Origin of the sequence: Halostella limicola, from assembly GCF_003675875.1 — an archaeon.
Taxonomy (GTDB): Archaea; Halobacteriota; Halobacteria; order Halobacteriales; family Natronoarchaeaceae; genus Halostella; species Halostella limicola.
The window spans coordinates 537185-556704 of the sequence record NZ_RCDI01000003.1 but is presented as its reverse complement, the minus strand read 5'-3'; the positions used below and the strand labels follow the sequence as shown (position 1 = coordinate 556704).

The window sequence follows — 19520 nt, the reverse complement described above, 5'->3', positions numbered from 1 at the left end:
CTACGCGCTGACCCGCTCGTCCGTCTCCGACGTCCGGTGACCGAGGTCCTGTCGCAGGGCGGCGATGGCCTGCTCGGGGTCGGTCTCCGAGTCGAAGACCCGGTCGAAGCCGAAGCGGCGGAACTTCTCGCGCGTCTCCTCGAAGTCGTCCTGCCCGACCGCGAGGTTGCCGCCGATGTAGGTGAGCGCGTCGACCTCGGCTTCCGCGAGGGTCTCGTGGAACCCCCGGCAGTCCTGCTCGGCGTGCCCGTAGAGCGAAGAGACCAGTACAGCCTCGGCGTCGTGGGCGTTCGCCGCGCTGACGAACTCCTCCTGGGAGGTCTGAACGCCGAGATTGACGACGTCGAATCCGGCCGCGTCCAACGTCTGTTCGAGGATCGTGATGCCGACGACGTGGGCATCCGACCCGATAACGCCGAGGATGACTGTCTTGGCCATGTCGGTACCACCACGGACCAGCGGGGGAGCATTAAACCTAATGGTTTTTCATGATAATATTCCTTAATGGCCTTTTCATATGCGTGTGAGAAGGAACCACAAAGGTAACGATCTATAACCAAGTTTTTTCCCACCCCCCGTCAGAAGGGAGGACATGGGAGCGCTCGACGACCTGCGCGTGCTGGACCTGACGCAGGTGCTCGCCGGACCGTACTGCACGATGTTGCTCGCGGACATGGGCGCGGACGTGGTAAAGATCGAACGGCCCGGCGGCGACCTCATCCGGTCGAACCCGCCGTTCGCCGAGGACCCCGAGGAGGAGGCCTACGGCGGCTACTTCCAGAGCGTCAACCGCGGGAAGCGGAGTCTGGAGCTCGACCTCGGCGCGGACGAGGACCGCGAGGCCTTCCTCGATCTAGTCGAGCGCGCGGACGTCGTCGTGGAGAACTACCGCGCGGGGACGATGGAGAAGTTCGACCTGGGCTACGAGACGCTGAAGAAGCGGAATCCCGAGATAATCTACAGCGCCATCCGCGGCTTCGGTGACCCGCGCACGGGGGAGACCCACCGGCAGGGCCAGCCCTCGTTCGACCTCGTCGCGCAGGCGCTCGGGGGCGTCATGGAGATCACCGGGCGGGAGGACGGCCCGCCGACGAAGGTCGGGCCGGGCATCGGCGACCTGTTCACCGCGGCGCTGAACGCGGTCGGGATCCTCGCCGCCGTCCACCACCGCGAGCGCACGGGCGAGGGGCAGTTCGTCGACACCGGGATGTACGACGCCATCGTCTCGCTGTGCGAGCGGACGGTGTACCAGTACTCCTACACCGGGGAGTCGCCGACGCGGCAGGGCAACTCCCACCCGACGCTGTTTCCGTACAACGCCTTCGAGACGGCCGACGGTCACGTCGTCGTCGCGGCGTTCGGGGACAACCACTGGGAGTCGCTCTGCGAGTCGATGGACCGTCCGGACCTGGCGGCCGACTACCCGGACCCGGGCAGTCGCCTGCGAAACCGCGACGACCTCCGTAAGACGATCGCCGCGTGGACCGCCGAGCGGACGACCGACGCGGTCGTCGACGCCCTCGACGGCATCCCGGTCGCGCCCGTGCAGAACACGGCCGACATCTTCGCGGACCCGCACGTCCGCGACCGGGAGATGCTCGTCGACGTGGAGCAGCCCGGCGCCGACGAGCGGGTCACCGTCGCCGGGTCGCCGATCAAGATGACCGAGACGCCGCCGGCGCCCGACGGTCGCGCGCCGCTGCTCGACGAGCACCGCGACGAGATCCTCCGGCGGACCTCGACGCCGGGCGACGACTGAGCGGCGGGGCTGAGCGGTGAGTCGCCGACGGGGCAAGCGCCGCCGGGGGGGCGCGACCGTCGGTATGGAAATCCTTTTGCGCCGCCCGTTCACACACCACCGTATGGACTGGCCGCACGACCCCGACGACGAGAAGGGCAGCGAAGGGATGCGGAAGTACGGGATGGCCATCCTCGCGAAGAAACTCGACGACGAGGAGGACTTCCCGCTCGACGTCGACGAGTTCGTCGAGGAACACGCCGACGAACCGCTCCGCCTGAACCACCGCCGCGTCGTCAGCGTCGCGGACGTCTTCGAACACGTCGAGGAAGACGAGTTCGAGGACATCGTCTCGTTCCACAAGGGCGTCGGCCGCGCGATGCGCGCCGGCGGCTTCTGGGAGTACCACCCGAAGGGCGACGACCCCGGCAAGAACCCGGCCTGATCGCTCCCCGACGCTCCTTTCTCCGTGACCTGACGTCCCCAGCACTGCCGCCAGTAGTCCCCCGCGACGCCGTCCGCGGCGTGGCGCCGCTCCGCCCCGAATCGCCTTCGATCGCGGAACTTCGACGCAGAATCGCATAAAGGTAGCGGGGGTAGATTTTAGACCGGTCGTGGTAACAGTTCGCATATGGAGAGCGACGTGACGATTCGAGACGTGATGACCAGAGAGTACGTCGGCGTCAGCGAATCGGACACCGTCCTCGACGTCGTCGAACTGATGCGCGAGGAGGAGACGGGGTTCGTGGTCGTTCTCCGGGGGAGCGACCCCGTCGGCATCCTCACGGAGTGGGACGTCCTCGGCGTCGTCGCCGACGAGGCGACCCCCGGCGAGCTGACCGTGGCCTCCGTGATGTCCGAACCCGTCCTCACCGTCTCGCCGAACCAGGCGCTCCGGACCGCGGCCGGGAAGATGTCGCGGGAGAACGTCCGCCGACTCGTGGCGACGGAAAACGGGGAGATCGTCGGCGTCCTGAGCGAGCGCGACGTCATCGCCGCCGCGGCGTCGTTCCGCCGCCCGGAGGACCCGACGCGGGCCACCTCGTCGGCCGAGAACCAGCATGACAGCCGCATCGCGGCCGGGTCGAACGGCGAGGAGTACTCCGACCAGAGCGTCTGCGAGACCTGCGGCGCGCTGGCGGACACGCTCCGGGAGTACAACGGTCAGCTGGTCTGTACCGAGTGCCGGGAAGTCTGACCCCGGCCGCGCCGGTGGGGAGGGTCGCTACAGCAGTCACACTTATAAGACAGCGTTGAATATGACTCTGTATGTCACATAACGTGGGAAGGCGTGACATCCTTAGAGGGATCGGAGTAGCGGGTACGATCGGCGTCGCCGGCTGCATCGGCAGCGAGAACGGTGGCGGCGGCGGCGGCGGTGGCGGCGGCGGCCCCGACCTCCTGAACGTCATCGGGTACCCCCAGAGCGGCATCCAGCTATTCCGGGATTACTACAGCGAGTCCGACGGTTCCGAGGACATCATCGTTCCTGACGGGCTTCGCGACGGGTCGATGCCCGGCCAGGTCGGTAACGACATGGCCAACGTCACCGGGACGGCACCGGCCGCCGGCGGTCCGAACCAGCAGGCGTTCAACGACCTGTATCAGGACCAGTACGACGAGAGCCCGGGCGTGTTCACCTCACAGTCGTACGACTCGGTCGCCATCCTCATCCTCGCAAACGTCGCGGCGGGGGAGAACAGCGGACCGGCGGTCAAAGAGCAGATGCGCCGCATCGCCAACCCCGACGGCGAGGAGTACGGCCCCGGCGAGTTCGTCCAGGCCGTCGAAGCCGTCGCCAACGGTGAGAACGTCAACTACCAGGGTGCGTCCAGTTCGACGAACTTCAACGAGGCCGGGGACCCGGCGTCCGCGGCGTACTCCATCTGGGAGTTCGAGGGGGCCGACTCCGAGTCGATAAACACCATCGAGACCCAGACCTTCGAGGGCGAGAACCCGGACGGCGCCGGTCCGAGCGCCGACGAGTCACCGGGCGGTCTCGGCCGCGAGGTCCTCGTCGGCATCCTCCTGCCCGAGACCGGCGACCTCGCCTCCGTCGGCGGTCCGATGATCAACGCCGCCGAACTGCCGGCGAGGCAGGTCAACAACGCCGACATAGACCTGACGGTCAACGCCCAGTTCGAGGACACGCAGACCTCCCCGGACCAGGGTATCAGCGCCGCCGAGTCGCTCGTCAGCGCGGGCGTCCCGGCAGTCTGTGGCTCCGCGTCCTCCGGCGTGAACGTCCCCGTCTCGCAGGAGGTGTTCATCCCGAACGAGGTCGTCGGCTGCTCGCCGTCCAGCACGGCGCTGTCGGTCACGAACCTCGACGACAACGACTACATCTTCCGAACCGCGCCGAGCGACCTGCTTCAGGGTCGCGTCATGGCACAGGTCGCGGCCGAGCGGCTGGAAGCCGAAACCGCCGCGACGCTGTACGTGAACAACGACTACGGCCAGCAGCTGTCCGAGCGGTTCAGCGAGGTGTTTCAGGACCAGTTCGACGGTGAGGTGCTGAACCAGGTGAGCTTCAACAAGAACGAATCGTCGTACAGCTCCGTCATCGAGTCGGCGCTGTCGGAGTAACGCGGCCGAGCGACGTTTTTTGCCGCCTCGTTCGACGGTTCCTACCGTCGGGTCGGATCGCGGTCCGCGTCAACGATGCGCCGACCGAAAGACGGCCTCGACGGAAGAGGGACGCTACCCGCCGAGGAACTCCTGGCGGACCTCCTGGTCGTTCAGGAGCGCGGTGCCGCTGTCGACGAACTTGTTCTCGCCGTTCGCGAGCACGTAGCCGCGGTCGCAGCGCCGGAGCGCCTCCTTGGCGTTCTGCTCGACCATGAGGATCGCGGTGCCCGCCTCGTTGATCTCGTCGACCTTGTCGAACATCTCGTCGACGAGGTCCGGCGCGAGGCCGGCGCTCGGTTCGTCGAGCAACAGGAGGTCGGGGTCGAGCATCAGGGCACGCCCCATGGCGAGCATCTGCTGCTGTCCGCCGCTCATCGTGCCGGCCTTCTGGTCCTTGCGCTCCTCGAGGATGGGGAAGCGGTCGTACACCATCCGAAGCGACTCCTCGGGCACCTCGTCGAGGATGTACGCGCCCATCTCCAGGTTCTCCTGGACCGAGAGCGCCGCGAACACGTTGTCGTTCTGCGGCACGTAGCCGAGCCCCTTGTGGATGATGTCCTCCGGCGGGGCGGCGGTGATGTCCTCGCCCGCGAACGTCACAGTGCCGCCCATGTGGCTCGTCAGGCCGAAGACGGACTTCATCACCGTGGACTTGCCCGCACCGTTGGGGCCGACGATGGTGACGTACTCCTCCTCCGCGACGTCTAAGTCCACGTCGGAGAGGATCTGGAGGTCGCCGTAACCGGCGTCCAGGTTACGGACTTCGAGCAGGGCCATCAGACCTCACCTCCGAGGTACGCCTCGATGACGTCCTCGCTCGACTTGACCTCCGCCGGCGTTCCCTCCATCAGTATCTTCCCCTGGTGCATGACGATCACTCGCTCGCAGTTGTTCATGATGAGGTCCATGTCGTGCTCGACGATGAGGAAGGTGTACCCGTCCTTCCGGAGCTCGTGGACGTGTTCGAGCAGCCGCTTCTCGAGCGACGGGTTGACGCCCGCGAACGGCTCGTCGAGCAGGAGCATGTCGGGGTCGGTCAGCAGCGCGCGGGCCATCTCCAGCAGCTTCCGCTGGCCGCCCGAGAGGTTCCCCGCGTACTCCTCCGCGAGGTGATCGATCTCGAAGAAGTCGAGCACCTCCCAGACGCGGTCGAGCAGCTCCCGCTCCTGACGCTTGACGTCGTCGCGGACGCCGGGAGTGAGGGACCGCCAGAGCTTCTCGCCGCGCTGGGCCTTCGGCGCGAGCATCATGTTCTCAAGCACGGTCATCTCCTCCAGTTCGCGGGCGATCTGGAACGTCCTGACGAGCCCGCGGTTCGCGATCTCGTGGGGAGCGAGACCGGTGATGTCCTGTCCGTTGAACCGTACGGTCCCCCGGTCGGGGTCGTGCATCCCCGTGATGAGGTTGAACGTCGTCGACTTGCCGGCGCCGTTCGGACCGATCAGTCCCGTCAGCGTCCCCTCCGCGACCTGGAACGAGACGTCGTCGACGGCGTTGATGCCGCCGAACGTCTTCTGGAGGTTCTGCACCTGCAGGGGGTATCGGTCGCGCTCCGCGGACCGGTCGGCCTCGACCGCCGCTTCGTCTGGGGACTCCGTGACTTCGCTCATCGCCGCTCACCCCCGTCGGCCACCGCGACGTCCTCGTCCGGCCCGCCGCGGTCGGGGCGCGAGAGATCGACGCTGGCGGCGATCTCCTTGCGGTGACCGAGCATCCCCTCGGGGCGGTTGTGCATCAGCCAGATCAGCACGAGACCCATGATCACGAGTCGGAGTTGGCTGATGCTATTCAGCGTGTACACCAGGAACGGCACCGGGTCGAGCGAGGCGCCCAGCGGAGCCATCGCCTGGCCGAAGCTCCCGGGGCCGTCCGGGATGTCAACCGCCGCCTCGACGAGGTTCTTGAAGTACCGCGGCCCCTCGTACAGCAGCGCCGCGAAGACAGCGCCGCCGAGGACGCTTCCCGTGTTCGACCCCGCGCCGCCGATGATCAGCGCGATCCAGACGAAGAACGTGATGTTGGGCCGGAACGACGGGGGCGTGATGCTCCCGCGGCCGGCGTACCAGAGGACCCCGGCAAAGCCCATCAGCGCGCAGCCGAGGACGAACGACTTCAGCTTGAACATGTTGGTGTCTTTCCCGAGCGAGTTCGCGACGTCCTCGTCCTCGCGGATCGCCTTGAGGACGCGCCCGAACGGCGACTCCCCGGTCCACGTGAGCAGCCAGTAGTAGAGGCCGACGACGCCGAGCAGCACCAGTCCGTAGACGAGGCCGTCGACCACTGGCTTGGGATTGTTCGGGATCGCGACGGCGACGATATCCACCAGCGCGAGGTAGGGATCCCAGAGGAACAGCGTCTTCAACAGCGCTTCCAGGGGATCCGCGTAGTTGAGGATGAGCCCCCGTCCGCCGCCGAGTCCGACCGTATCGGCGGCCGGGTCGTAGCTGAACAGGGTCACCCCCGCGACGGTGAGATCGACGGTGTCCGGCACGTCGAACGTCTGGAACGTGCCCGACATGAAGGTGAACCGCATGATCTCCGAGAACGCGATCGTGACGATCGCGAGGTAGTCCGCCCTGAGGCGCAGCGCCGGCAGACCGACGAGGAGGCCGAACAGCGCGGCCCCGAGGACGCCGAGGACGGCAGCCACGCCGAGCGGCAGGCCGAACCCGCCGACCTGCGCCGCCCCGCCCTGCGCCGCGGGCGGCTTGGCGAAGATCGCCGTCACGTAGACGCCGATCCCCATGAACCCGATGACGCCGATGTTGAACAGGCCGGTGTACCCCCAGTGGAGGTTCAGCGCGAGCGCCAGCATGCCGAACACTGCGACGTAGAAGGTGAGATTCGCTATCGAGTTGAGCTGGCCGCGGAGGCCGAATCCGAAGGCGACTCCGGCGAGGATGTACGCGAGATATATGCCGCCGAGCACCGCCAGCACGAGCCCAACGTCGCGGTTCAGCAGGTCTCTCGCCTGGGCGCGAAGACCGCTCCCCGTCATGCTGTCGTCCCCCCGCTAAAGAGCCCCTGCGGTTTGAACAGCAGGATGAGGATCATCACGACGAACGCCGCCGCCCGCCCGAATTCGGAGGGGATCCAGATGATGGAGAGCGACGCCGTCATCCCGATGACGATGCCGCCGGCGATAGCGCCGTATATCGACCCGATGCCGCCCATGATGACAGCCGCGAACACGAGCAAGAGCAGGAGCCAGCCGTCGTTGAAGCCGAGGGTCCCCTTCCAGAGGACGAACATGTAGCCGGCGACACCGGTGAGGCCTCCGCCGATGATCCAGGTCGACTTGACGACGCGCTCGGTCGGGATGCCCGTGATCCGCGCCAGGTCCTCGTTGTCGGACATCGCGCGCATCGCCTTGCCCAGTTTCGTCCGCTGGAGCAGCAGGTGGACGCCGAGCATCAGCGCGGCCGACACGACGAGCAGCGTCACGTCGTGGGCGTTGACGCGGACGCTCCCGTCGATAAACAGGAGGCTGATCGACGGCTGCTGTCCCGCAGCCGTCGTGCCGCGAACGCCGGGTCCGAAGACGAACACGATGAGATACCGGAGCGCGAACGCGACGCCGATGCTCGTGATAAGCAGCGTGATGCCGCCCTCGTCGCGGATCGGTTTGTAGACGAAGCGATCGATCACCAGCGCCAGCGCGACGGTGGCGACGCCCGCGATCAGGAGTCCACCGACGACCGCCAGCGGCGACGTCGCGATCCCGACGCCGAGCGCGCCGCCGTACACCGAGCCGCCGGAGCCCACGAGCAACAGCGACCCGGCATCGGCATCGCCGAAGCCGGCCACCAAGTACGACACGGCCATCCCGGTGAACGCGCCGATGGTGATGTAGTCGCCGTGTGCGAAGTTCGCGAAGTTGAGAATGCTGTACGTCATCGAGAGGCCGATACCGGCGAGGCCGACGATCAGGCCCCGCATCAGCCCGTCCCATGCCAGGGACGCTATGTCGGAAAACAGTATGCGCCCGGCCAGCAGTCCTTCGGCGAGGAACCAGGCCATGTAGAGTCCCACCAGCGCCACGGCGAGCGCCAGCGGTTGCTCGACGAAGAACCGTCGACCGCGCGCGTACGTTTCTGATACACCCATTTGGCAACACTCCTCATGACACCTTGGCACACCCAACTCATAATAACTTTTCCTAGAGCGATTCGACAGGCGTACCAGAAATTCGCCGCGCCGATCGCCGTGTGACCGATGCGATATCCCGGGGTAAGACCTTTGAGCGCGGCTGTCAGATTCTCCACGTACCGACCGCGATGGACGTCGAACGACCCACGACGGACGACCTGGACGCCATCGTCGAGCAGTGGGTGGCACTCGCGACCGAGCAGCGAGCGCACGGCTCCCACCTCGCCGCCGAGGGGAACCGCGAGGCGGTGCGGGAGACCGTCGCCCGGGCCATCGTCACCGACTGCGCGCGCGTCGCCCGCGACGACGGCGACCTGCTCGGGTTCGTCACCTTCGAACCCGGGAGCAGTTCCTACGAACAGGACGTGCGGCGAGGGCACGTCCAGAACCTCTACGTCCGCCCCGACGCGCGGGGCGCCGGCGTCGGCGCGGCGCTGCTCGACGCCGCGGAGCGCGCGCTCGCGAGCGCCGGCGCGGACGTCGTCTCGCTCGAAGCCCTGGCGGACAACGCGGCCGCCCGCCGGTTCTACCGGCGCGAGGGGTACGACGTGCACCGGGTCACGATGGAGAAGTCGCTCGCGGATGAAAGCGACAATCACTCAAAGGGTGACCGCTAACTCTCGCCCGCGCCAGGGGAGCTTGGGCGGTTCAAGCACTCGACTTGTAATCGAGAATTCGTGGGTTCAAATCCCACCCCTGGCTCTTCTGTCCGAACGACAGTGAGGACGAGGAGCCGAGCGTGGGTTTGAACGAGACGTCGCGCCGTGACGAAGCCCGTTTAAGTGCTTCTCGGAACAATGGCTGATAGTGACGAGTTCTCGATGGACCCTCCCCGACCAGCATCGCGTCTCCCGAACGCTGTCGCTCAGAGGAACGTCCCCGACCTCAGCACCGCGATGAGCGCGGTGAGCGTCACCACACTTGCGAGCGTCGAGACCATGATCGCCGTGCTCACGTACTCGGCGGCGGAGACCTCCCCGCCGCCCTCACCGAACTCGACAGTGAGCATCAGCGGCGTCACCGCGGCGGGCATCGCGCACTCGAGGACGAACACCCGGCCGACCGGGCCGTCGAGGCCCACTGCGAGCGCGACGCCGAGGGCGGCCACCGGCGCGACGAACAGTTTCAACGCGACGGCGGGCGCGGTGCGGATGACGGCCGTCCCGTAGGTCGTGTTCGCCAGCTGGATGCCGAGCAGGAGCAGCATGACCGGGATCGACGAGTCGCCCGTGAGCTTGAGCGTCTGCATCACGGTGGAGTCGGCCGGCGGGACGACGCCGAGCAGTTGCGCGATGCCCGCGAGGACGACCGCGTAGACGAGCGGGAGCCTGAACACGGTCAGCACGGCGTCGCGGGCGGACGTCGACGCGCCGCGGGAGGCGACGTAGACGCCGAGCGTGTACATCAGCACCGACTGGGCGGCGATGTACAGCACCGCCGTGCTCCGGCCGATCGCGCCGAACGCGAAGGCGGACAGGGGGATGCCGTAGTTGCCCGCGTTCGGGAAGGTGCTAGAGAGGACCAGCGAGCCGAGCGTCGGCGACTGCTCGCCGACGAGTCGCCCGACGGCCTCCGAGGCGACGACCATGACGGCGGTGAACGCGCCGACGCCGGCGAACAGGGTCGCCGCGGTCGCGCCCGAGATCGGCGTCGTGACGAGGCTGTGGAAGACGAGCGCCGGCATGAGGACGTACAGCGTGACGACCGCGAGGGGATCCACGTCTACTTCGCGGTACCGACCGAGGAGAAACCCGACGCCCGCCACGGAGAGAACCGGCAAGATAGCCGTCGTCAGCGCCGACAACAGCGACATACCTGATCGAGCGCCGCTCGGCGGTACAAGCCTTTCGAGTCGAAACGGTCAGAAGAGGTCCGACAGCTTCGAGACGACGCCGTCGCGCTCCCCGCGCCACGTCCGCTCGACGACCTCGCCGGGGAGCTTGACGTACCCGACCTCGGACTCGCCCGCGCGTTCGGCGACGACGGCGACGAGATTGCCGACCGCCTCCGCCTCGACCCGCCCGTAGCCGACGCAGCCGGTTTCCGGGTCCTCCGCGGACCACATCTCCTCCTCGATGTCCAGCAGCGGCGGTTCGAGGTGCGTCACCGTCGCGCGCTCGCGCACGGCGTCGGGATCGGCGTCCATGCGACGGTGAAGGGGCGTCGCGGGCAAAGCGTTTTCCCCGGTCACGCCTCGTCGTCGCGGATGCGGCGGAGCCGACGACGGTCGAAATCGTACGCCCCGTCGTCGTCGCGGGCGACGAGCGAGTCCGTCCGGAGTTCGGTCAGCAGGCTCCGAACCGACTCCATCGGCGCGTCGACCCGCGGTTCGATCTGCCGGGGCCGGAGCGGCCCCTCGCTGGCCAGGAGCGTCAGGACGTCCCACGCGTACTCCTCGTTGCACAGCGAGTCCCTGCGGGCGAGCGCGATGCGGCGCTGGACGGGGTCGGACCGGAGCAGCGCCATGTCGTCTGCGGTGGCGCGCCCGTCCTCGGCGCCGTTCCCGTCGCTGACTACCGGGGCGTCTCCACTCGCCCCGGTACCGCGCGCCGCCGCGCCGCTACCGCCGTCCGCGCTCGTCCGGGCGTCGTCTTCCGTGCTGGAGGCCGTTCGGTCCGGCGCGCCGGCCTCCGACGCGCCGTCGGACGCCCACTGCTCCTGTGCGTACTCCCGGTACTGCTCCAGCTTGATCTCCTTCTGGGCGAGCGCCGTCTCCAGTTCGTCGACGCGCTCCTCCAGGGTCTCGACTTCCGGGTTCTCGGAGTTCTCGGCCTGCTCGGCCAACCGCTCGTTCTCGTCGCGCAGGCGCTCGTTCTCGGCCTCCAGCTCCTCGATCCGCTCGCGGGTTGCCTCCAGGTCGGCTTCCAGTCGCTCGATCCGCTTGCGCTGGCGGTCGTCGGTCTCTTCGGTCGGCAGCTGCGTCTGCTGGGTGTCGTCCTCGGCGGCCACGTCGCCGTGCCGGAGGGCGTTCGCCATCTTCCGGGCCGCCGCGGAGACGTCGCGGGCCGACTCCAGCTCGCTTTTCAGCTCGGCGATGCGCTCCTCCTTGCGTTCGAGCTCCGACTCCAGTTCTGCCACGCGGTTGCGCTCCTGCTCCTGCTGTTCGGTGATGTCCTGGAGGTCCCCGACCAGCGTGTCGCTGACCGACTTCAGCTCCGGGCGCTCGAAGTCGTCGAGGCCGGGCGTTGCGCCGGCGTCGAACGTCCGCTTCCGGCGGAACTGGATGCGGCGCACGTCCGCCTCCGTCCAGTCGGTCTGGAGGAACGCCTCGCCGTCGCCCAGGTCCGACACCATCTCGCCGTACTCCTTGTCGACGATGCGGCCGACGACCTTCGTGTCGTTCTCCCAGGTGAGGCGGTGCCAGACGAGCCAGTTAGCCTGCGTGATGAAGTCCTTCTTGACGTCCGCGGGGCGCTGGCTGATGCCGAGGATGCCGAGGCCGTGCTTGCGCCCCCGCTTGCCGATCTTGATGAGCATCTGGCCCGTCTCGCCGAGGCCGCCGCCCTCGGGGATGTACTCGTGGACCTCCTCGACGACCAGCAGGAACGGCTTCTTCAGCTTCTTCTCCTTGGTGAACAGGTGCCGCGCCGTCTCGCGGATGAGCTCCGAGGCCTCGTTCTCGTCGAGGTAGCCGGAGACGTCGAGGATGACGGGGACGTTCTCCTCCAGCGCGAGCGTGGCGATCTTCTCGGCGTGCTCCGCGCCGATCTGGATGTCGCACTCCTCGTCGGCGCCCGCGTGCAGCAGCTCGTACTCCTCCTTCAGGCCGTAGTACTCCCCGTCGGTGTCGACGATCAGCAGCGGGTAGCCCGCTTCGAGCAGTTCCTCGCCGATGACGCTCGCCGTGTTCGACTTCCCCGACCCCGACTTGCCGGTGACGAACCCGCGGCCGGTGAGGAGTTGCACCACCGGCAGGGTGACGGGGTCGCCGTCGCTGTCGTCGCCCGCCGACCGGTGCTCGCCGACGGTGACGTGCTGGCTCTCGGTCATTCGATCGCTTTTCCCGTCACGCCCGGGGATAATGAACCTCCTGCCTCCGGCCGCTCGCGCTCACCTCCGATCCGCAGGAAAGTATTATAAGTGAGCGCCTTCTCTATCGAGATGCAATGGCGAAAGGTACGGTCGATTTCTTCAACGACACTGGCGGTTACGGTTTCATCGACACTGAGGACGCAGACGAAGACGTGTTCTTCCACATGGAGGACGTCGGCGGCCCCGACCTGGAGGAAGGTCAGGAAGTCGAGTTCGACATCGAGCAGGCCGACAAGGGCCCGCGCGCGACGAACCTCGAACGCCTGTAAGGCGAAACCGCAACGGTATCGGCAACAGAACACAGTATTTTAACGCCCGCCAGCGACGCGTCCCGGGATCGCGGCACCGTGAGGGTTCCTGAGCGTAGAGCAGCGTCCGGAGCTGCGGATCCAGTCGGTCAGGCAGTCAGAGGTCGATCCAGCCGCTCGATACCTCCTGGTCGCGGAGGTGCCAGCGATGTTCGACGTTCCCGCCCTGCTCGCGGACCTCGACGACGGCGTCGAACAGCGGCTCCAGCAGGTGAACGGCGTCGGAATCCTTGCCGACGTCGAGGTGGAAATGCCCCATGCCCGACGCCTGCCGGATGCGGGAGGTCACCATGTGGAGCAGACGGAACACGTTCTCGGGCGGATGCTCCTCGAGAAGCGGTGCAACCGAGTCGACGCAGACGCGGAGCTCGGCGGGGTCGAACCCGTCTACCTCGTCCTCGAACTCGTTGACGCCGGCGATTATCTCCGTGCCGAGCGCGCTCAGCATCCGGCTGTCGACGACGGCTTCGGAGACGTCCGGGCGGTCGGCGAACGCCGCCTCGTCGCCCTGCCGAACGATCCGGACGGGACCGCAGCCGTTCTCGGGGAGGCGCTCGCAGGCGCTGTGGCCGTCGGTGAACACGAACAGCCGTCGCCGCGGATCGTCTTGCGACTGACCGAGCAGGCGACGGCAGGCGAGCACGTGGGCGTCGTCCGTCGCGGTCCCCACCACAAGGATGTTACTCCCCTCTCGTTTCAGCGCCGCGAGTTCCTGAGAGAACGTCGTCCCCTCGGGAACGCCCCCGCCGTGCTCAGTGTGCATTCTTTCAATAGTTCGTGTGCAGGATATAATAAAGATTGTGGCTCAAATTTTTCATCGAATTGCCGATTCGTCGCAGTGATACGAGGATTGAACGGCAACTCGTAAACTGGTTTACGTGGATAACGTTACGGCCGGAATAGGTTTGAACTCTTCGGATCGGAGGAGATCGGGGCGACCAGTCGGTTTTTGGGACTGCCCGCCGAACCCGGGGGTATGAGCGACGCGACGCCCGACGACGACCTCGCCCGCGCCGCCGACGACCTCGCGGACGCGCTGCGGGACCTCCGCGGCGACGTCGGACCCCGGCGCGGCCCCCTCGGTCTCCCGCGACCGCCCCGGCCGAACGAGGTACTGCGGTTCGCCGACGAGGCCGCCATCCCCGCCATCGTCGCCGTTCTGGAGGCGAACATCCGCATCCTCGAAGCGCTCCAGCGCGGCCTCCGTCTGGCCCGGAAGGGCCAGGAGGTCAGCCAGCGCGGCGGCGACGCGCGAGACAGGGCCGCGGACGCCCGAGACCGGGCGACCGACGTGAGCCGCACGACCCTCCAGCGCGTCGACAGCGCCCTCGAAGACCTCCAGACCGCGTTCGAGAACGGCGAACTCCCCGAGGATTCCCCCGCACGCCCCGTGCTCGAGGACGCCCGCGAACTCCGCCGCGAGATAGACCGCCGCCTCCAGGAGTCGACGGAGCAGGAACACACGCTCGACGAGTACGAGGGTGACGACGAGAGCGACGACGCCGAGGGGATCGACGACGGGGTGAAAGTGGATGTCGACGCCGAACTGGACTCGCTTCGCGATCAGTACCGCGAGGGCGACGAGGGGGGCGACGAAGGCAGCGATGGGACCGGTGACGACGGCGACGAGGAGTGAGACGACGGATCTCCCGGTAGCCCGGGGCTGACGTTTCCTGCGGCCTCGTTCACTGCGACCGTTTTCGCCTCGGTCCGCGGAGACCGTTCGCTTCGATCCGCGGAGAGCCGATAAAACGGCACTCAGTTCGGATCGCTCCTTCGCTTCGACCCCGTAGTTCGCGCCGGCGCGCTCACTGGACGGGACCTCTCATTCGCTTCGACCCCGTAGTTCGCGCCGGCGCGCTCACTGGACGGGGTCGAAGCGATACCCGTCCCACTCCTGGCTCTCCGGATTCCGAATCCCCGCGCCGGGCTCCCGGAGTTCGTCGACGTAGACGGGTTCGACCTCGTCGCCGGTCTCCACGTCGTCGGTAGTCACCTGTCCGAGCGCGCGGACGGGTTCGCCGTCGACCTCGAACTCGACGATCGCCATCGTGTTCGGTTCCCGGACGCCGGGCGGGGTCGCGGTGCTTTTCGTCCACGTGACGACCTCGCCGGTCTCGTCGCTGATGTCGATAGTCTCGGTCTGTGCCTCTCCGCACTCCGGACAGCGGGGATGGCCCGGGTACGTTACGTGGCCGTTCGGACAGCGGTGTGCGTCGAAACTCATGCTTCCTCCAGGATAGTGGTGATGACGCAGTTACCGAACCCGCCGACGTTGCAGGCGAGACCCACGTCTGCCTCGACCTGCCGCGGGCCCGCGTCGCCGATCATCTGCTTGTGTATCTCGTACACCTGCGCGACGCCGCTCGCGCCGAGCGGGTGGCCCTTGGACTTGAGGCCGCCGGAGGTGTTGACGGGGAGTTCGCCGTCCATCTCCGTCTTCCCCTCCTCGACGGCCTTCCACGCCTCGCCCGGCTCCGCGAAGCCGAGCCCCTCCATCTGGAGGAACTCGAGGATGGTGAACATGTCGTGCAGTTCCGCGACGTCGACGTCCTCCGGGCCGACCCCGGCCATCTCGTAGGCCTCCTTCCCGCTCTCCACGACGCCGCCCATCGTCGTCGGGTCGTCGCGCTCGTGGACGACGTGGGTGTCGGTCGCGCCGGCGACGCCGGTGATGACCGAGTAGTCGTCGGTGTACTCCTCCGCGACGGACTCCGGACAGAGCAGGAGCGCGGCGCTCCCGTCCGTGATGGGACAGAAGTCGTAGAGCCGGAGCGGGTCGGCGATGATCGGCGACTCCAGGATCGTCTCCAGGTCGACCTCCTTCTGGAACTGCGCGTGAGGGTTATCGACGCCGTTCCTGTGGTTCTTCCTCGCGACCTTCGCCAGCGACTCCCGGGGCGCGTCGTACTTCTCCAGGTAGTGTCGCGCCGTCATCCCGGCGAAACTCGGGAGGGTGACGCCGACCTTGTACTCGACGTCGTGGGTGATCGAGGCGATGATGTCCGTCGACTCCGCGGTGGACTTGTGCGTCATCTTCTCCGCCCCGACCAGCATCGTCATGTCGCTGGCGCCGCTGGCGACCGACTGCCACGCTGCGTAGACCCCCGCGCCGCCGCTCGAACTCGTCTGGTCGATGCGCTGGGTGTACACCGGCATGGCGCCGAGGTCGTGCGCCAGGGCGTTCATGATCCCCGTCTGGCCCTCGAACTCGCCGCTCGCCATGTTCGACACGTACAGGTGGTCCAACTCGTCCGGGTCGACGTCCGCCGCCCGGAGGCACTCGTCGCCGGCCTGGGCGAGTAGCTCCTCGACCCACGCGTCGCGCTGCCCGAACTGGGTCATCGACGCGCCCATGATTGCTACGCGTTCCATGGGTGAACGCTCACCGGGGAGTAATTTATAGACTGGTGATGGAGGTAGGCGTTCCAGTACGGGATTCGAGAAACGGCCGAGCGCGGCGCGAGCAATCGCGGCGAGCGGCGCGGGACTCGGGGAAGGGCAGGCCTGCGAACGAGTGATGCAGCCGCGAGCAAACGAGCGGAGCGAGTGAGCGAGCGGCGTTTTCGGCCGAGCTTTTTGCCGTGAGCGGTCACTGAAGGCGACCCGAGGCGAAAAATGGGTCGTTGTTACAGATCCATCCCGCCGTTGACGTCCAGCACCTCGCCGGTGATGTACGACGACTCCTCGCTGGCGAGGAAGCGGACGGTCGCGGCGATGTCCTCGATCTCCGCGAAGCGACCGAGCGGGATCTCCGCGACGATCTTCTCCTGGACCTTGTCGGGCACGGTCTCCAGCATGTCCGTTCGCGTGAACCCGGGCGCGACGCAGTTCGCGGTCGACCCGCCGTTGGCGAGTTCGAGCGCCATGGTGCGGGTGAAGCCGAACAGGCCGCTCTTCGCGGTGGCGTAGTTGGCCTGCCCGAAGTTGCCCTGCTTGCCGACGATGCTGGAGATGTTGATCAGGCGGCCCTCGTCGGCGTTCCAGATGTCGTCGTAGAACGCCTGCGTGCAGTTGAACGTCCCCCCGAGGTTGACGTTCATCACCTGATCCCACTCGTCGCGGGTCATCTTGGTGAAGCGAGTGTCCTTCGTGATCCCGGCGTTGTTCACGAGGACGTCGAGCGGGCCGAACTCCTCGTGGATCGTCTCGCGCATCGCGTCGACGTCGTCCCGATCGGTGACGTCGGCCTGCGCGGCGATGGCGTGTCCGCCGGACTCCTCTATCGTCTCGACGGCCTCCAGCGCGGACGACTCAGACGACCGGTAGTTGACGACGACGTTCGCCCCCTCCTGACCGAGATGTTCCGCGATGCCGCGGCCGATACCCCTCCCCGATCCCGTGATCAAACAGGTGCGGTCGTCCATTTTCATGGTTGGAGCCGGTACAGGGACGGCGAACGACCGAGCGTTTCGGATCGAGCGCCCGCCGTTCCTGTCGCTAGGTACACAATCAAGCAGTCGCCGTATAAGGATTCCCCCAGTCAGGGAGGTCGTGTAAGGGTGTCGCCGCGGCGCCCCGCGCCGTCACTCCTCGTCGAGCAGTTCGCGGGCCTGCTCGATCCAGTCTTCGAGGCGGCTGGCCGGCACGTCCGCGTCGGTGCCGAGGGCGGCGGCGTCCGCCGCGGCGAGGTCGGCGACGCTCTCGATACCGGCGCCGCGGAGTTCCTCCTCGTAGGACGGGCCGACGCCCTCGATGTCCTGCAGGGTCGCGGTCGACTCGACGTCCGTCCCTTCCTCGGCGACGACTTCGGCCTCGCTCTCGTCCGCGTCGACGTCCTCGGCGAGGGCGGCGTCCGGCTCCTCCGGTTCGGTCGTCGCCTCGGCCTCGGTCGTCTCGTCGTCCGTCTCGTCGACGAGTTCCTCGACGGTCTCCTCGTCGACGTGCATCTCGCCCGGCTCCGCGGGTTCTTCCTGGATGTCCGTCTCGGCCATCTCCTCGATCTCCTCGTCGGAGCGGGACTCGCCCGGCCCCTGGTCCTCGTCGGCGTCCGCTTCGACCTGCGAGCGCTCCTCGAACCACTCGCAGACGTCGGGCCACAGCTCCGCGTGGGAACTGGAGGAGACGGACATCCCGATGTGGCCGGTGGGGAACTCCATCGTCGTCACGTCGTCGCTCGGGATGACGTCGTTGAACGGCTTGGAGGCCTCCGGCGGGATGAGGTGGTCGTACTCCGCGACGATCTGGAGGATCGGCATGTCGATGTTGTCGAGGTCGACGCGCTTGCCGTTCAGCTCCAGTTCGTTCTCGTAGAGCTTGTTCTCCTGGTAGACGTCGCGGAGGAACTCCACGTACGTCTGGCCGGCGACGTCGATGCCGTCGCCCAGCCACTCCTCCATGCGCGCGAAGTTCTGGACGAAGTCCTCGTCCTCGATGTTCTCGTAGAGGCGGACGTACTTCGTCACGCCGTTGGCGATGGGGTCCATCAGCGCGAACCCGAGGTCCAGGAACTCGGCGGGGACGTTGTCGAACGTCTCCGCGACCTTCTCGGGGTCGTAGTACTCGTCGGCGCCCCAGAGTTCGAGCACGCCGCCGTCGCCGGCGAAGCAGAGGCCGGCGGCCATCAGCGCGAGGTTGCGGACCTTCTCGCGGTGGAGCGCGGCGTACATCACGCTCATCGTGCCGCCCATGCAGTAGCCCAGGATGTTGATCGAGTCCTGGCCGGATCGCTCGCGCACCTCGTCGACGCAGTTGTCGATGTAGCGGTTGACGTAGTCGTCGAGCGTGAGCGAGGCGTCGAGCTTCGACGGCTCGTTCCAGTCGATCATGTACACGTCGAACCCGTTCTCCAGCAGCGTCTGGACGACCGAGCGGTCGGGCTGGAGGTCCAAGATGTACGGCCGGTTGATCAGCGCGTAGACGATGAGGATCGGGACGTCGTGTTGCTCCTCCGTCTTGGACTCGTAGTGGTAGAGCTGGAGCTTGTTCTCCTCGTAGACGACCTCTTTCGGCGTCTGGCCGACGTCGACGTCCGCGACGGTGTCGGCGGCGTCCGGCGCCGCGCCCGTCTTCTCGACGAGTTCGGTTGCGTTCTCCCAGGCCTGTCGCTGGAGGTCGATGGCGTCGGCGTACGGGTTCATTCTTCGAGTTCCTCTACGATGCGGTCGAGCTTCTGTTCGACGGCGTGCTGGCGGCGCTCCAGTTCGACGAGGCGCTCGCCGACCTCGACGATCTGGCCCTCGGTGGCGAAGCCGAGTTCGCTGAGCGTGGACTCGGAGGCCTCGCCGGCCTGCTGTCGGAGGTCGAGCGCCTGTTGGACGGACTCGCCGGTCGCCGCGGCGAACGCCGTCGTGCTCATCGCCTCCTTGAACGCCTCGTTGGCGGTGTTGAGCCAGATGTCGCGGAACTCCTCGACCTCGACGTCCTCACCCTCCATCGAGTCGTTCACGCGCTCGACCATCTGCTGGGCGGCGTCCATCCACGCCTCGTAGGCGCGGGCGTAGCCTTTGACGCCCTCGGTGAGCTCCTGGTCGTCCGCGTTCGCCTCGAGCGTCTCTGTCCAGGACTCGACGAACTCCGCCTGGGCCTCGACGTTCTGCTCGAAGGCGTCCATGAACTGCTTGTTCATCTGTTCTACGAAGCTGTTCCAGTTCTGCGCCGCGTCGTCAGGGTTGAACGAGTCTGCCATTATTGTATTGAAAGAACGTGGTCGAAGGTGAAAAGGT

General features: G+C 67.1%; 21 protein-coding genes and 1 tRNA gene. 8 read left to right on the top strand and 14 right to left on the bottom strand.

What is annotated here, in order from left to right; genetic code table 11:
- The gene (glmS, locus tag D8670_RS16105; protein ID WP_121819141.1) at window positions 1-438 is read right to left on the bottom strand and encodes a methylaspartate mutase subunit S; all 438 of its coding nucleotides are present in this window, start codon (window positions 436-438) and stop codon (window positions 1-3) included.
- A 154-nt stretch (window positions 439-592) separates the two neighbouring features.
- Between glmS and mct the strand changes: the two genes are divergently transcribed.
- The 4 genes from mct (at window position 593) to D8670_RS16085 (ending at window position 4324) form a co-directional block, all read left to right on the top strand.
- Window positions 593-1759 (top strand): succinyl-CoA:mesaconate CoA-transferase, encoded by a 1167-nt coding sequence (gene mct / locus D8670_RS16100; protein ID WP_121819140.1) that lies wholly within the window; start codon window positions 593-595, stop codon window positions 1757-1759.
- A gap of 103 nt (window positions 1760-1862) precedes the next feature.
- Window positions 1863-2183, top strand: coding sequence for a DUF5785 family protein (locus D8670_RS16095; RefSeq protein ID WP_121819139.1), 321 nt, complete (start codon window positions 1863-1865; stop codon window positions 2181-2183).
- 186 nt (window positions 2184-2369) lie between these two features.
- Window positions 2370-2936, top strand: a complete 567-nt coding sequence (locus D8670_RS16090) for a CBS domain-containing protein (protein WP_121819138.1) — start codon at window positions 2370-2372, stop codon at window positions 2934-2936.
- Between the two features lie 71 nt (window positions 2937-3007).
- A complete protein-coding gene (locus D8670_RS16085; RefSeq protein ID WP_121819137.1) occupies window positions 3008-4324 on the top strand; it encodes an ABC transporter substrate-binding protein in 1317 nt (438 codons plus the stop codon).
- Window positions 4325-4438: 114 nt separating this feature from the next.
- On the opposite strand, the gene D8670_RS16080 is transcribed toward D8670_RS16085, so the two are convergent.
- Genes D8670_RS16080 through D8670_RS16065 form a run of 4 tightly spaced genes read right to left on the bottom strand, consistent with a single transcriptional unit; the run spans window position 4439 to window position 8305 of the window.
- A complete protein-coding gene (locus D8670_RS16080; RefSeq protein ID WP_121819136.1) occupies window positions 4439-5143 on the bottom strand; it encodes an ABC transporter ATP-binding protein in 705 nt (234 codons plus the stop codon).
- Window positions 5143-5976 carry an ABC transporter ATP-binding protein gene (locus tag D8670_RS16075; protein ID WP_121819135.1) on the bottom strand — a complete coding sequence of 278 codons (834 nt, stop codon included), beginning with the start codon at window positions 5974-5976 and terminating at the stop codon, window positions 5143-5145. Before D8670_RS16075 ends, D8670_RS16080 begins: the two co-directional genes overlap by 1 nt.
- Window positions 5973-7364, bottom strand: coding sequence for a branched-chain amino acid ABC transporter permease (locus D8670_RS16070; RefSeq protein WP_121819134.1), 1392 nt, complete (start codon window positions 7362-7364; stop codon window positions 5973-5975). The genes D8670_RS16075 and D8670_RS16070 overlap by 4 nt, the downstream gene beginning before the upstream one ends.
- A complete protein-coding gene (locus D8670_RS16065; protein WP_375137282.1) occupies window positions 7361-8305 on the bottom strand; it encodes a branched-chain amino acid ABC transporter permease in 945 nt (314 codons plus the stop codon). Before D8670_RS16065 ends, D8670_RS16070 begins: the two co-directional genes overlap by 4 nt.
- Before the next feature lie 338 nt (window positions 8306-8643).
- Here D8670_RS16065 and D8670_RS16060 point away from each other — a divergent pair, with 338 nt between their 5' ends.
- Together D8670_RS16060 and D8670_RS16055 are read left to right on the top strand one after the other, a co-directional pair.
- Entirely contained in the window at window positions 8644-9132 is a 489-nt protein-coding gene (locus D8670_RS16060) for a GNAT family N-acetyltransferase (protein WP_121819132.1), read from the top strand.
- Window positions 9133-9143: 11 nt separating this feature from the next.
- Window positions 9144-9217: transfer RNA gene (locus D8670_RS16055), tRNA-Thr, on the top strand.
- A gap of 163 nt (window positions 9218-9380) precedes the next feature.
- On the opposite strand, the gene D8670_RS16050 is transcribed toward D8670_RS16055, so the two are convergent.
- The 3 genes from D8670_RS16050 to D8670_RS16040 are packed head-to-tail and all read right to left on the bottom strand — an operon-like array spanning window position 9381 to window position 12505.
- Complete coding sequence (locus D8670_RS16050; RefSeq protein WP_121819131.1) at window positions 9381-10328, bottom strand: AEC family transporter; 948 nt, start codon at window positions 10326-10328, stop codon at window positions 9381-9383.
- Between the two features lie 48 nt (window positions 10329-10376).
- On the bottom strand, window positions 10377-10661 hold the full coding sequence (locus D8670_RS16045; RefSeq protein ID WP_121819130.1) for a hypothetical protein: 285 nt from the start codon (window positions 10659-10661) through the stop codon (window positions 10377-10379).
- Window positions 10662-10702: 41 nt separating this feature from the next.
- A complete protein-coding gene (locus D8670_RS16040; protein WP_121819129.1) occupies window positions 10703-12505 on the bottom strand; it encodes a helicase HerA domain-containing protein in 1803 nt (600 codons plus the stop codon).
- Window positions 12506-12621: 116 nt separating this feature from the next.
- Here D8670_RS16040 and D8670_RS16035 point away from each other — a divergent pair, with 116 nt between their 5' ends.
- The gene (locus tag D8670_RS16035; RefSeq protein ID WP_121819128.1) at window positions 12622-12816 is read left to right on the top strand and encodes a cold-shock protein; all 195 of its coding nucleotides are present in this window, start codon (window positions 12622-12624) and stop codon (window positions 12814-12816) included.
- 136 nt (window positions 12817-12952) lie between these two features.
- Here the strand turns inward: D8670_RS16035 and D8670_RS16030 are convergent, their stop codons facing one another.
- Window positions 12953-13618 carry a DUF7504 family protein gene (locus D8670_RS16030; RefSeq protein ID WP_121819127.1) on the bottom strand — a complete coding sequence of 222 codons (666 nt, stop codon included), beginning with the start codon at window positions 13616-13618 and terminating at the stop codon, window positions 12953-12955.
- A 213-nt stretch (window positions 13619-13831) separates the two neighbouring features.
- On the opposite strand from D8670_RS16030, the gene D8670_RS21075 reads away from it, so the two are divergent.
- Window positions 13832-14491 (top strand): DUF7547 family protein, encoded by a 660-nt coding sequence (locus D8670_RS21075; protein ID WP_162994325.1) that lies wholly within the window; start codon window positions 13832-13834, stop codon window positions 14489-14491.
- Window positions 14492-14716: 225 nt separating this feature from the next.
- Here D8670_RS21075 and D8670_RS16020 read toward each other — a convergent pair whose 3' ends face one another.
- The 5 genes from D8670_RS16020 to D8670_RS16000 form a co-directional block, all read right to left on the bottom strand.
- Window positions 14717-15082 (bottom strand): Zn-ribbon domain-containing OB-fold protein, encoded by a 366-nt coding sequence (locus D8670_RS16020; protein WP_121819125.1) that lies wholly within the window; start codon window positions 15080-15082, stop codon window positions 14717-14719.
- Window positions 15079-16230: a thiolase family protein gene (locus D8670_RS16015; protein ID WP_121819124.1), complete on the bottom strand. Its 1152-nt coding sequence runs from the start codon at window positions 16228-16230 to the stop codon at window positions 15079-15081. The genes D8670_RS16020 and D8670_RS16015 overlap by 4 nt, the downstream gene beginning before the upstream one ends.
- Before the next feature lie 254 nt (window positions 16231-16484).
- Entirely contained in the window at window positions 16485-17228 is a 744-nt protein-coding gene (gene fabG, locus D8670_RS16010) for a 3-oxoacyl-[acyl-carrier-protein] reductase (RefSeq protein ID WP_121819123.1), read from the bottom strand.
- Window positions 17229-17381: 153 nt separating this feature from the next.
- Window positions 17382-18935 carry a class III poly(R)-hydroxyalkanoic acid synthase subunit PhaC gene (phaC, locus tag D8670_RS16005; RefSeq protein WP_121819122.1) on the bottom strand — a complete coding sequence of 518 codons (1554 nt, stop codon included), beginning with the start codon at window positions 18933-18935 and terminating at the stop codon, window positions 17382-17384.
- Complete coding sequence (locus D8670_RS16000) at window positions 18932-19483, bottom strand: poly(R)-hydroxyalkanoic acid synthase subunit (RefSeq protein ID WP_121819121.1); 552 nt, start codon at window positions 19481-19483, stop codon at window positions 18932-18934. The genes phaC and D8670_RS16000 overlap by 4 nt, the downstream gene beginning before the upstream one ends.
- Between the last annotated feature and the right edge of the window lie 37 nt (window positions 19484-19520).